10 protein-coding genes are annotated in these 12,432 nt (G+C 55.3%); 1 reads left to right on the top strand and 9 read right to left on the bottom strand.

Annotated elements, in window-relative coordinates:
* Nucleotides 1–105: 105 nt before the first annotated feature.
* From rlmM to gbcB, 4 genes are all read right to left on the bottom strand, one after another.
* Nucleotides 106–1,206 (bottom strand): 23S rRNA (cytidine(2498)-2'-O)-methyltransferase RlmM, encoded by a 1,101-nt coding sequence (gene rlmM, locus F3J40_RS16815; protein ID WP_017345489.1) that lies wholly within the window; start codon nucleotides 1,204–1,206, stop codon nucleotides 106–108.
* Complete coding sequence (locus tag F3J40_RS16810) at nucleotides 1,199–1,594, bottom strand: DUF423 domain-containing protein (protein ID WP_017345488.1); 396 nt, start codon at nucleotides 1,592–1,594, stop codon at nucleotides 1,199–1,201. The genes rlmM and F3J40_RS16810 overlap by 8 nt, the downstream gene beginning before the upstream one ends.
* Before the next feature lie 52 nt (nucleotides 1,595–1,646).
* Nucleotides 1,647–2,564: a transcriptional regulator GcvA gene (locus tag F3J40_RS16805; protein ID WP_017345487.1), complete on the bottom strand. Its 918-nt coding sequence runs from the start codon at nucleotides 2,562–2,564 to the stop codon at nucleotides 1,647–1,649.
* 346 nt (nucleotides 2,565–2,910) lie between these two features.
* Nucleotides 2,911–4,041 (bottom strand): glycine betaine monooxygenase reductase subunit, encoded by a 1,131-nt coding sequence (gene gbcB / locus F3J40_RS16800; RefSeq protein ID WP_205297404.1) that lies wholly within the window; start codon nucleotides 4,039–4,041, stop codon nucleotides 2,911–2,913.
* A 362-nt stretch (nucleotides 4,042–4,403) separates the two neighbouring features.
* Here gbcB and gbca point away from each other — a divergent pair, with 362 nt between their 5' ends.
* The gene (gene gbca, locus F3J40_RS16795; RefSeq protein ID WP_167016397.1) at nucleotides 4,404–5,669 is read left to right on the top strand and encodes a glycine betaine monooxygenase oxygenase subunit; all 1,266 of its coding nucleotides are present in this window, start codon (nucleotides 4,404–4,406) and stop codon (nucleotides 5,667–5,669) included.
* Nucleotides 5,670–5,718: 49 nt separating this feature from the next.
* Here the strand turns inward: gbca and etfB are convergent, their stop codons facing one another.
* The 5 genes from etfB to F3J40_RS16770 all read right to left on the bottom strand — a co-directional run bounded on the left by etfB (nucleotide 5,719) and on the right by F3J40_RS16770 (nucleotide 12,432).
* On the bottom strand, nucleotides 5,719–6,504 hold the full coding sequence (gene etfB, locus F3J40_RS16790) for an electron transfer flavoprotein subunit beta (RefSeq protein ID WP_167016395.1): 786 nt from the start codon (nucleotides 6,502–6,504) through the stop codon (nucleotides 5,719–5,721).
* Nucleotides 6,491–7,729, bottom strand: a complete 1,239-nt coding sequence (etfA, locus tag F3J40_RS16785; protein WP_167016393.1) for an electron transfer flavoprotein subunit alpha — start codon at nucleotides 7,727–7,729, stop codon at nucleotides 6,491–6,493. Before etfA ends, etfB begins: the two co-directional genes overlap by 14 nt.
* Nucleotides 7,729–9,690, bottom strand: coding sequence for a (Fe-S)-binding protein (locus tag F3J40_RS16780; RefSeq protein WP_205297403.1), 1,962 nt, complete (start codon nucleotides 9,688–9,690; stop codon nucleotides 7,729–7,731). Before F3J40_RS16780 ends, etfA begins: the two co-directional genes overlap by 1 nt.
* 14 nt (nucleotides 9,691–9,704) lie before the next feature.
* Complete coding sequence (locus F3J40_RS16775) at nucleotides 9,705–11,768, bottom strand: oxidoreductase (RefSeq protein WP_167016391.1); 2,064 nt, start codon at nucleotides 11,766–11,768, stop codon at nucleotides 9,705–9,707.
* Nucleotides 11,769–11,901: 133 nt separating this feature from the next.
* On the bottom strand, nucleotides 11,902–12,432 hold the full coding sequence (locus F3J40_RS16770) for a 4-vinyl reductase (RefSeq protein ID WP_167016389.1): 531 nt from the start codon (nucleotides 12,430–12,432) through the stop codon (nucleotides 11,902–11,904).

Raw genomic sequence — 12,432 nt, 5'->3', positions numbered from 1 at the left:
ACAGCAAGGCTGGCAAGCTTGGGAATCCCCGGGAGCATACTCCAGTATGTGACCGGGGTGAGCAAGCGCTGCCAACGCAGCTGTAGTGCAAAGTATGAAGCAGGATTAGCGTTCGTCGCGACGGCCGCCCACTGCCGCCCACAACCTGCGCACATGCACGGTCACTTCTTCGCGGTCGTGATACAGCTGGCGCGCCTGGATCTGCGCATTAACGCCCTGCTCTTTCAGCGCGGCATCAATCATCGCCAGGTTCTGCGTCACTTCCTCATAGCGTTTTTTCATTGGCAGCTTGAGGTTGAAGATGGCCTCACGGCACCAGCCGTTCACCAGCCACTCGGTCATCAGGCTCGCCACACGCACCGGTTTTTCCACCATGTCACACACCAGCCAACTGATGTTGTTGCGTGCAGGACGGTACTTGAAGCCATCTTCACGACAGTGCGTCACTTGCCCGGTATCCATCAGGCTGGGTGCCATTGGACCGTTATCGACGGAGTAGACCCACATGCTGCGTTTTACCAGCTGGTAGGTCCAACCGCCCGGACATGCGCCGAGATCCACCGCATACATACCGCTCGCCAGACGTTCATCCCACTCATCTGCGGGAATAAAGACGTGGAACGCCTCTTCCAGTTTCAGCGTAGAGCGGCTTGGCGCATCCGACGGGAATTTAAGACGTGGAATCCCCATGTAGAACGGCGAATTGTTGCCGGTCAGTGAGTAGCCAACGTAGCAGGTGCCGGGCGCAATAAAGAACACATGCACCACGGGGCGCTTCGGTGATTCATAGTTCAGGAGAATTTTGCTCTCACGCAGGCTGGCGCGCAGCGGTACGGTCAACTTGCGGCAGAACTTGGTGAGTTCTTTGGCTTCATTGGTATCCGGTACTTCAACGCGCAGCTCACCCGCCTTCTCTACGACGCCGGTCAGCATGCCGACAATTGGCGTAATGCGATCTTCTGGCGGTAAATCACGCAGTAATTCACCCACCACCACCATTTGGCGCGCAAAGATCAGCTCGGCGAACGGCAGGGTTTTAATCAGTTTTTCTGCGTCTTCTTGTTGATAGCACTCAAACAGCACGTAGCCGGAGTTCTCTTTGACGCGGGCGAAGCCAAAGACTTCACGCTCCGTGGCCTTCGCCGTAATTTCTGCCGCACACTCTTTCTCAAATCCAGGACGGCAATACAGTAATACTTTATTCATGGCGATCGGCCCTTTGTTTCAGACGCAAAGCGCCAACTAACATCACTAACCAACCAATCAGGAAGAACATTCCTCCTACTGGCGTAATAAATACCCACACCTTCAGATGTGATAGCGCAAGGCAGTATAAGCTGCCGCTGAACAGTACCGTGCCTAATGCCAGCAGGGCGCTGCTCCAGTAAAACCAGATATTCGCCCGGCGTAACATCGCCGAGCCGAGACCGATAATGGCCAGGGTATGCCAGGCCTGATACTCCAGACCGGTATGGATCCACGCCATTTCGGTTGCACCGAGTGATTTACTCAGCACATGAGCGCCAAAAGCGCCAAAGGCCACCAGCACGAAGCCGCTGATGGCTGCAAAGATAAACATTGCACGACTGGACATCAGACTTTCCTCAAGGTATTTCACTGCACGTCACTGTACAGAACGCACCAGACTAATGATCGTAACGGAAATGCAGCGTCTCTTGTTCATTCGCCGCTTTTGCCAGAATCCACTGTCGGAAGGCGGCTATTTTACCCAGTTCTGCCTGGCTGTCATGACAAACCAGATAAAAAGCGTTTTTACTGACTAAGACATCATTGAAAGGACAAACCAGGCGACCGGCCTGAATCTCCGTTTGCGCCATCACATTGTTGGCTAAGGCGATGCCCTGCCCGTGAATAGCCGCCTGTAACACCATCGCACTGTGGCTGAAGATCGGCCCCTGCTGCACATTAATATGTTGCAGGCCAAGCTGGCGGATATACGTTTGCCAGTCCCGTCGGGAGGCATCATGCAACAGGGTAAAGTTGCCCAGATCGGCAGGCGTCTTCAGCGCATTTTCACCGGTCAGCAGTGTCGGTGAGCATACCGGCAGCAAATATTCTGCGTACAGTTTCTCCACCCGCAGCCCCGGCCAGTTGCCGCGCCCATAAAAAATGGCCACATCGACGTCATCCGCCAATTTCTCTTCATCACGGTCAACCGCCTGGATACGCACATCAATCCCCGGATAAGCCAGATTAAAGCTAGAAAGGCGTGGTACCAGCCACTGAATCGCGAAGCTTGGCAGCAAGCTCACCGTCAAGGCACCCTTGGCACTCCGCGCCTGCAATTTGCGCGTTGCATCATTCAAGGCAGAGAAAATCTCCTTGATATCCAAATAGTAGCTTTGACCTTCTTCGGTGAGTAATAGCGAACGATTCCTCCGCCGAAACAGCTTAAGACCGAGAAAATCTTCCAGAGATTTTATCTGATGGCTGACAGCAGCCTGGGTAACAAACAGCTCTTCAGCGGCTTTAGTAAAGCTCAAATGACGCGCAGCTGCATCAAAAACCCGCAGAGCATTGAGCGGGGGAAGGCGTTTCGACATGGGTTACCGCATCCGGGAAAAGACCACAATACGTTTGCTTATAACAGAGGCATCCGTATTAGTTTTTTTAATCCGAGACATTATAAATTGTCCGTTGAGGAAGCTCCAGCAAATACCTATAGTTGCCGCACTTCCTGAGCCGGAACGAAAAATTTTTAGAAATTGCGAGTTATCTCGCAGACTTTCTGGGGATTTTTGGCTTGTGGTCGTGATGTTGTGTTTGCATTTTGATCCGACAGCTTACGGATCAAGCTTTTAATTCCTGTAGATTTACCCTGTCTGTCCAAAGTGATTTACATAGCACCGCGATTGCGGTGCTTTTTTTTGCCCTGAAATCACCCAACGACTAGATTTCAATCACCACATTACCCTGCGGTACGCTACAGCACGAAAGGATATACCCCTCCTCAACATCCTCATCGGTGATGCCGCCGTTGTGGTTCATCTCCACCTCACCTTCCAGGCACTTCACTTTGCACGTGCCACAAATGCCCATGCCACAGGCTTTCGGGATGGTAATACCCGTTTTTGCCGCAGCGGCGTGAATGGTTTCCCCAGGCGCAATCTGCACACTTTTGCCGTGGCTGGCGAAAGAGACCAGATTCAGATCGGCGGTTTCTAACGCATCCGCCAGCGTTTCCGCCTCCTCGGCTTCCTGCTTAGCCTGCTCTTTGGCGGGTGCCGGGGTCGCGCCAAACGACTCTTCATGGTAGCGATGCATCGGGAAGCCCGCTTCTTGCAGCATTTTCTTCACTGCATTCATGTAAGGGGTCGGGCCACAGCAAAAAATCTCTCGCTCACGGTAGTCAGGCGCAATCATCTCCAGCATGGCGTAGCTGAAAAAGCCGCGATAGCCGCTCCAGTGTTGGCCCGAAGTGTAGCGCTCGCAAACCAGACTGAGTTTGAAGCTGGGAATACGTGCAGCCATGTTTTCCAGATCGCGCTTGAACACAATGTCTTCCGGGGTGCGGGCACTGTGGACAAACTCCATATCCACATCGGCGCTGGTATCAAAATACCAGCGCGCCATCGACATCATCGGCGTAATGCCCACGCCTCCCGACAGGAACAGCACCTTGCGGCTGGGAAAATCGATGCAGTTAAACTGGCCCACCGGGCCGTGTACCGCCAGCTCCATCCCTTCCTGAATATTATCGTGCAGCCAGTTTGAGACCAGACCACCCGGCACACGTTTCACGGTAATAGAAAAACTGTAGGGCACCGAAGGTGAACTTGAGATGGTGTAAGAGCGGAAAATGGTCTCCTGCTCGATGGGCAGCTCTAAGGTGACAAACTGGCCCGGTTTAAAGAAGAAGATCGCTGGCTGCTCCGCCATGAAGTTAAAGGTCTTCACGTCCCAGGTTTCCTGAATCACCTTGACGCACCGCACTGCATGACGCCCGTTGCTCCAGGTTCGCGTGGTGACGGGTTCAAAAGAGCTCGGGTTCAGTATTGTGATGTCTTGCGTGCTCATCATGGCATTTCCTGTCTCGGGTAGAGGAAATGAAAAGCCGAAGGAGGCTCTCCAGTGCGGCCAGACAATGTGGCCAATAGCTGGAATTCTGGTGTTATCCCCGGTCGGGCATTTGTTTATTCACGACATGGAAATGCCTAAAACAGCGCTCACAGGTTCGTGCTTTGCTGGCAGCGTCTTTAACTGAGGGGATCGATGTCGCAGGTAGAACATTCGCAAGATTTGAATCAGTGCAGCATTCAGCTTAACAGTTACCCACACCTAAACTGCGGCATTGGTTTCCCGCACAGCTGGGGCCTGGTTGACATCCGAATGTGTTGCACACAAACACAATTTTCGTTCACCCGCGCGAGAAGAAAGCCATTATGAGCAATATCGATTTTCTGAATATCAGCTGTACCAGCATTGACGAGGCGAGAGAGAAAACCACTGCGCTGCTCGAGCAGCGCCAGCCTAACTACTCTCTGGCACAGGGGCTGTATAACGACCCTGCGCTGTTTCGTGTAGATATGGAGGAGATCTTCCAGAAGGAGTGGCTTTTCGTCGGGATGAGCAGTGAAATACCGAAAAAAGGTGACTACTTCACGGTTGAAATTGGCCAAAACCCGGTGCTGATCCTCAGAGACGGTGAAGGGAAAATTTCTGCCTTCCACAACACCTGTCGCCATCGCGGTTCGCGCCTGTGTTCTAAAGAGCGCGGTAAGGTCGCTAACCTGGTCTGCCCTTACCACCAGTGGACCTATGACCTGAAAGGCAATCTGCTGTTTGCCGGCTCGGAGACCAATCAAGGTTTCGATATGAAACAGCACGGCCTGAAGCGTGCGCACTGTAAAACAGCCGGTGGCTTTATCTTTGTCTGCCTGGCGGAATCCGCACCGGTTTCTGATTTCGATGACTTCCTGCTGACGCTGGAAGAGTACATGGAGCCGTATGACGTCGAAAATACCAAGCTGGCGGTTGAGTCGAATATGTATGAACGCGCCAACTGGAAGCTGGTGATTGAGAACAACCGCGAGTGCTATCACTGCGCGGGCAGCCATCCTGAGTTGCTCAATTCCCTGCTGGAGTGGGACGATATCAATGACCCACGCGCGCCGCAGTCTTTCCTCGACTACTACAACAAACACGCCGCGCAGTGGGATGAACAGGGAATTCCACACCGCCACCGCAGTTTTGGCTTGCGTAACCGCATTGTGCGTATGCCGTTAAAAGAGGGAGCCAAAGTCATGACCATTGACGGCGGCACCGGATCGGGCAAATTACTGGGCCGCTTTACCAGCTATTTCCAGGGCTCGATGCGCATCCTGCATCTGCCAAACTCCTGGAACCACATGCAGAGCGATCACTTTATTGTGTTCCGCGTGTTGCCGATCTCCGCTCAGGAAACCATGGTAACCACCAAGTGGTTTGTACATAAAGATGCCGTCGAAGGGGTGGATTACGATCCTCAGCGCCTGCGCGAAGTGTGGGATGCCACCAACGATCAGGACCGCGTACTGGGTGAGGAAAACCAGCGTGGCATCAACTCCATGGGTTATCGCCCTGGCCCCTATTCCGAGTCCCATGAGTTCGGCGTGATCAACTTCATTGACTGGTACAGTGACATCGTCCTGAAAAATCTGCACCCCTGAGAGCACAGAGCCAGGCAATGCCTGGCTCTGATTTAGTGCGGTATTCTTTTCAGCGTAACACCCCTTCCTCCAGCAACAGGTCATAGATGGCCTGCGCCATCTTCTCAACCGGTTCATCGCGCATCACCTTTCCCCCTTCGCTTTGGGCCTTCGCGGTGGCCGCTTTAAAGCGATCCGCAGCGGTTTTGGCCTTTACCACTTTCATCCGTTTCGGTCGTTTACGTGCGGCAGTGACTTGCCACGCTGCCCGCGCCTCATCCTCTGCTATCACCTGCGCGGTTTCACAGGCGAAGACGGCCCGGCTGCCAGGGCCGAAAGCACTCTGGCGCGGTACGCTGGCGGCCATATCCACACTGGCAATAAACGGCAGTGGAACGCGCAACGCGCGACGCTGCCCGCGCGGTAAAGCCTGAAGCACCTGCGCTTCGCCCCCTTCAACCCGGACAATTTCAGCAATGCCCATCACCAGGGGAATGCCCAACTGCTCCGCCAACAGAAACGGCAGCATACCGGAAGATTCGCCCTGCTCAGCTCGCTTACCGGTGAGGATGATATCGGGCGGTTTACGCTGGAGATAATCCACCAGCGTCGGCACCGCATCTGCTGATTGCGCGAGGGATAACACACGCAGAGATTTCACGCCCATGCCGGCATAGGCGCGCAACGCGGGCGTTTCGACATCGCCGGCGTGCAACACTTCTAGCTGCTGCGGGGCCAGACGCAGCGCCATCTCTACCGCGCGTGCATCTTGCTCCGCACGGCGATCGCGCCCGGAATCTGGATGTTTACCCACTGAGATCAACGCCGTAATGCGGTAATTATCAGGCTGCATCATCCAGCGCCTCCTTACGATTTTGCTGCACCAGTCGCTGCAGTTCTGCCAGAATTTCGTCGCTGTCCGCAATCACACTCAGCGCCGCACGCTTCACCATGTCACAGCTGATATCGGTATTGATGGCGATCACTTTGTCGCACTGTCCAATACCTTGCAGATGCTGAACGGCACCGGAGATGCCCACGGCCACATACACTCTGGCCGTCACCCAGGTCCCGGTGGCACCCACCTGACGAAAACGCGGCATATCGCCGTTATCCACCGCGACCCTACTCGCCCCTTCGGTGGCCCCCAGTGCCTGTGCGGTCTGATGGAACTGCGCCCAGTGATGCACGCCATTACCGGCGGAGAGAATAAATTCTGCTTCGCCCAGCGCCACGGCATTAGGATCAACTGCAACCGGCCCTTCATCAACAATCCGTGCGCGTGTCGCCGTGGTGCTGGAGAGCGCCAGCGGTAACACTTCATGACGCGTCTCATCAATGTGATCGGCACACTCTTCCGCCAGCAGCAAAACACGCGGCGTCATGCGGGCAATATCCTGCGTGCCTGCCGCGCCGCGACAGAGCGTCTGTTCAGTATCCACCTTCCATGCCTGAGTGGCTGGCCGTTCGCCGATGCGCGCGGCCAGGCGACAACCCAGCTCAAACCCGCCGGAGATGCTGTCCGGGAACAGCCAGTAGCGCGGTGCAATTTCCTGCTCTACCTGTGCCAGCACCTGAGTTCGCGCTTCGGGGCTGTATCCGGCATATTCGCTGCCGTTGATCAGCATCAGCCGATCAACCCCTGCCAGGGCAAACTGCGTTTCACGGTGTTCCGCAAACACAATCACGACTACCGCGCCTGCGCCACCGGCCTGACGGATTAAAGCATGCGCCTGGCCAATCGCATCGCGATCGTGACTGCTCAAGCGCCCACCGACCATGTCCGGCACCACAGCCACGTAGTAATCGGCTTGATCTACCCGATGCAGCGGCAGTTCGCGAGCTTCGGCCGCACGGGCCACGCCCCGAGCCGAGATCTGTTGCGGCGCGATAACGTTCATCCGATCAATACGTTTAATCCCGTTAGGGCCGATATACCCCAACACATGCGGGTTTTTGCGCAGCACGCCGGAAGCGCCACGCAATGTCATGACGTTCATCGTGACTTCATGGTGCTGCGGATGCAGGCGGTTGCGGATAATCCACTCCCGCCGGGGATCTCTGCGAATAATGTCATTCATCACGCCATCTCCACGGCTATTTCGATGCGACGGCTGCTCTCGCGCTGTTGGCGCTCAGCCATGGTCAGCGCTTCAGCCACCAGCTCGGCAATGTCTTTCACCACCGGGCGCGGTTCTACTACCCCCTCTAACATCGCAGTACATTGCTGGCAGCCTACGGCAATCAGCTCAGCACCGGTCTGTCGGGCATCGTCCATGCGCATGTCCGCAATCCGTCGTTCGCCAGGAATATCAGTGATCGGCGCACCGCCACCCCCGCCACAACAGCGGGAACGAAAACCGGATCGCTCCATCTCAACCAACGTCATGCCGAGGCTGGCGAGCAGCTCACGCGGTGCGGCATACTCACCGTTGTAGCGACCCAAATAGCAGGGATCGTGATAAGTGACGTTGCTACCCTTACTGGCGTTGAGACGTAGCCGCTGGGCTTTCACCAGGTTGTTAATAAAGGTGGAGTGATGCAGCACCTCAAATGCCGGTTTTTCCCCGGCGGGATAAAAATCAAGGTACTCATTTTTCAGGCAGTGAAACGCATGGGGATCGGTTGTGACCAGGGTTTTAAACTGGTACTGGCTCAGCGTAGCGATATTGCGTTTCGCCAGGCGCTGGAACGTGGCTTCGTCGCCCAGGCGGCGTGCCATATCGCCACTGTCCGCCTCTTCATCCCCCAGCACGGCAAAGTCCACACCCGCGGCATTGAGGATTTTCACAAAGGCACGCAGGATCCGCTGGCTGCGCATATCAAATGCCCCATCGGAAACCCAGAACAGCACGTCCGTGCTTTTCACCTGTTTCATTAATGGCAAGTTCTGATCGGCCGCCCAATGGGTACGATGCTGCGGATTAAAGCCGTTTGGGTTATCGGTGAAGCTGAGATTTTCCAACACCTCAGTGCCTTTGCCTGGCGTGCTGCCCTTCTCCAGCGTCTGAAAACGGCGCATATCGACCACCGCATCCACGTGCTCAATCATCATCGGGCACTCTTCCACACAGGCGCGACAGGTGGTACAGGACCACAGCGTTTCAGGGGCAATCAGTCCGCCGACAATGGGCTGATGCGCATCGCCGACTGCATTCCCCACGGCAATACCGGGATGTGGGCTGCCGCAAAACTTCGCGTCACTGCACCCCGCCATGCCGACCACCATATCCTGAATCAGCTTTTTCGGATTCAATGGCTGCCCCGCCGCAAACGCCGGGCAAACCGCTTCACACTTGCCACACTGCACGCAGGCATCAAAACCCAACAGCTGATTCCATTTAAAATCGGCTGGCTGCTCCACCCCTAACTTCGGTGCCGCTAAATCAATCGCTTTCAGTCCGGTGGATCTGCCGCCGCCAAAACGCTCAGGACGGCGATGAAAAGCCAGATGCAATGCCCCAGCAAACGCATGTTTCATCGGGCCGCCCCAGCTCATGCTGAACACCAGCCCACCAAGCCCCCAAATAATCCCCACCACTAACAGGATGGAAATCGCCCAACGACCAACATCAGAGGAGACGGCCGCAGAGAGCGGCAAGGTGGTGATGAAAAAGCTAAAGGCGAACATCAGCAGGCTTTTCGGCAAACGCATCCACGGCCCTTTGGAGAGGCGGGATGGCGGGTTGCGACGGCGACGATAGACAAACACGGCACCGGTAAACATCATCACTAAGGCCGCTGAGAGTGCCACATTCAGCACCCCGCTGGAGAAGCCCAACAGGTGGATCGCCACCAGTAAAACCAGTGACAACACGAAGCCACCCGCAGTAGCCACGTGGGTATTACTCATGTATTTATCCCGCGCGACCACATGGTGTAAGTCCAGCATATAGCGGCGCGGCATCGCCATCAGGCCGCGTAGCAGCCTGACTTTTTCCGGCCTGCCTCTGCGCCACAGGCTAACGCGTTTCACCACGCCAGCCACCACTAACACCAGCGCGGCGGCCAGCAACAGCGGCAGTAATTGATCGAGTATCATGCTGTGCTCCTTAATCACAAGTCCTTGCACAGCCGCAGCGCATCATAGATTGCACCGTGAACGTTATGCTGGGAGATGCAATCCCCCACGCGCCACAGAATCATGCCCTTCTCTGTTGTCGCGAGGATCGGCTGGGGTTGCAACGCAAACAGCGCCTCGTTATCAATCTGCCCTTTATTCAGTGAGTCCGCTTTCAGGGCAAAGTAGAGTTCATCATTGGCGTAGGTGCCGTTCTCCACCACCACCTGATCCACCACTCGCTCCTCCTGCTGGCCGGTGTATTCGTTTTCCAACAGCGCCACCAGCTTATCGCCCTCGCGATAGACTTTTTCCAGCGCCAGGTCGGCCGTCATAATCACCGCTTTCTCGTAGAGACTGCGGTAATAGGTCGGGAACGTGGTGCCACCAATGCCCACACCAGGCTTGATATCGCCGGTAACCAGTTCCACCAGCGAACCGTTTGAGGCCAGAAAATCTGCCGCTGACATGCCGGAGAATTCGCAGATAGCATCATAAATCAGCACATTTTTACCCGGCTCAACCGTGCCGTTAAGAATGTCCCAGGTGGAAACCACCAGCCCTTCCGCTGCGCCCCACTCGGGATTTTGTTCCAGGAACGGGCGACCGCCGGTGGCGAGAATGCAGACATCGGGTTTGAGATCGTTAACAATGGCGACATCCGCCTCAACGCCCAACTGCACAGTAACGCCAAGGCGCGTTAGCTCCATCGCCAGCCAACGGGTGATACCCGCCATTTGATCGCGTTGGGGTGCTTTGGCAGCCGTAACCACCTGGCCGCCCAACTCCTGAGCCCGCTCCAGCAGCGTCACTTTATGACCACGTTCGGCAGCCACGCGGGCGGCTTCTAATCCACCCGGTCCGCCCCCCACCACCACCACATGGCGCAGCGGCCCGGTGGTCTTTTCGATAATATGCGGCAGCCCGAGATACTCACGCGACGTCGCCGCATTCTGGATGCACAGCACATCCAGGCCCATGTACTGACGATCGATGCAGTAGTTGGCGCCCACGCACTGACGGATCTGGTCGGCCTGATTGAGCTTAATTTTGGTAATCAGATGGGGATCGGCAATGTGCGCACGCGTCATGCCGACAAAGTCGACGTAGCCCGCAGCCAGAATACGCTGTGCCTGGTTGGGATCTTTAATGTTCTGCGCGTGGATCACCGGAATGGACACCACCTGCTTGATGCCCGCAGCAAGGTGTAAAAACGGCTCCGGGGGATAGCTCATATTGGGGATCACGTTTGCCAGGGTGTTGTGGGTATCACAACCCGAGCCGACAACACCGAGGTAGTCAATCATGCCAGTATCGGCGTAGTAGGCGGCGATCTGGCGCATGTCGTCATGGCTCAGACCGTCCGGGTGAAACTCATCCCCGGTGATACGCATCCCGACCACAAAATCGGGGCCCACGGCGGCGCGCACGGCTTTCACCACTTCCAGACCAAAGCGCATCCGGTTTTCAAAGCTGCCGCCCCACTGGTCGGTACGTTTGTTCACGCGCGGCGACCAGAACTGGTCGATCAGGTGCTGGTGCACAGCAGAGAGTTCTACGCCATCCAGTCCACCCGCTTTTGCCCGCTTGGCCGCCTGGGCAAAGTCGCCAATAATGCGCCAGATATCCTCTTCTTCAATGATTTTACAGGTGGCGCGGTGCACCGGTTCACGGATGCCCGAAGGAGACATCAGGTGAGTCCAGTTTTCGCCATCCCAGCGTGAACGCCGTCCCATGTGGGTAATCTGGATCATGATTTTGCCGCCGTGCTTATGTACAGCGTCCGCCAGATTCTGGAAATGGGGAATGATGCGATCGGTGCTGAGGTTAACGGAACTCCACCAGCTTTGCGGGCTGTCAATCGAGACCACGCTGGAGCCGCCGCAGATACAGAGGCCACAGCCGCCTTTGGCTTTCTCTTCGTAATATTTCACATAGCGATCGGTCGTCATGCCGCCATCAGTGGCATACACCTCTGCATGTGCGGTGCTGACAATCCGATTACGGATGGTGAGTTTATTAATATTCAACGGCTGAAACAGAAGATCAAACTGTGACATGGCTGCACCTTAAATGAAGACGAAAGTATTTCCGGCAACTTATTTTTACGTTGCCTTTTCTTATCTGAATTTAAATAGAGCGACAGCGTTATACGCAGAGAAATACATTCAGCGTATAACGCCGGGAGAACATTTACAGTGGTGAGACTTCAAAAATACCGACGTCCTTGCCATGCTCAGCCGCACTTTGTGTCTGCACGGCACGCGTGGATATTTTAAAACCAAGGCTTTGTGCTACCTGATCCATCGCCCCGGCAAACCAGCCGGTAAACATATAATCGACTTTGCGATCGACCTTGCCATACTGATAAACAAAGGCGGAATTTTCGAGACGAACACGCGCAGTGCCTTTCTCAATATCAATCGCTTCGGTAATAAAGAACCCCCAGCCACGTTGAGAAAGGCGTTTCATGTAGTGTTCAAACACCGCTTCACCGCGAATACCATGCAGCTCGGCTTCTTTTTCACACCAGTAGTAGGCGGATTTATACCCTGCCTTATACAAAATCTCGGCGTATTTTTCTGCCCCTATTTCTTCTTCAATGGCCATGTGATTATTGACAAAGAAGTGGCGCGGCACATACAGCATAGGTAACGCATCACTGGTCCATACGCCTGTTTCGCTGTCTACATTGATGGGTAATTCCGGTGCATGTGAAGGCAT

This window comes from Candidatus Pantoea multigeneris (assembly GCF_011752615.1).
Lineage (GTDB): Bacteria > Pseudomonadota > Gammaproteobacteria > Enterobacterales > Enterobacteriaceae > Pantoea > Pantoea multigeneris.
Note: the sequence above shows the minus strand (reverse complement) of the source record. Positions and strands in the feature narration are given on the sequence as shown.

Coding starts and splice junctions, on each gene's coding strand:
- F3J40_RS16780 (WP_205297403.1), bottom strand. CDS start 9,690: ATGATACTCGATCAATTACTGCCGCTGTTGCTGGCCGCCGCGCTGGTG.
- gbca (WP_167016397.1), top strand. CDS start 4,404: ATGAGCAATATCGATTTTCTGAATATCAGCTGTACCAGCATTGACGAG.
- etfB (WP_167016395.1), bottom strand. CDS start 6,504: ATGATGCAGCCTGATAATTACCGCATTACGGCGTTGATCTCAGTGGGT.
- etfA (WP_167016393.1), bottom strand. CDS start 7,729: ATGAATGACATTATTCGCAGAGATCCCCGGCGGGAGTGGATTATCCGC.
- rlmM (WP_017345489.1), bottom strand. CDS start 1,206: ATGAATAAAGTATTACTGTATTGCCGTCCTGGATTTGAGAAAGAGTGT.
- F3J40_RS16770 (WP_167016389.1), bottom strand. CDS start 12,432: ATGCCTTCACATGCACCGGAATTACCCATCAATGTAGACAGCGAAACA.
- F3J40_RS16810 (WP_017345488.1), bottom strand. CDS start 1,594: ATGTCCAGTCGTGCAATGTTTATCTTTGCAGCCATCAGCGGCTTCGTG.
- F3J40_RS16775 (WP_167016391.1), bottom strand. CDS start 11,768: ATGTCACAGTTTGATCTTCTGTTTCAGCCGTTGAATATTAATAAACTC.
- F3J40_RS16805 (WP_017345487.1), bottom strand. CDS start 2,564: ATGTCGAAACGCCTTCCCCCGCTCAATGCTCTGCGGGTTTTTGATGCA.
- gbcB (WP_205297404.1), bottom strand. CDS start 4,041: ATGATGAGCACGCAAGACATCACAATACTGAACCCGAGCTCTTTTGAA.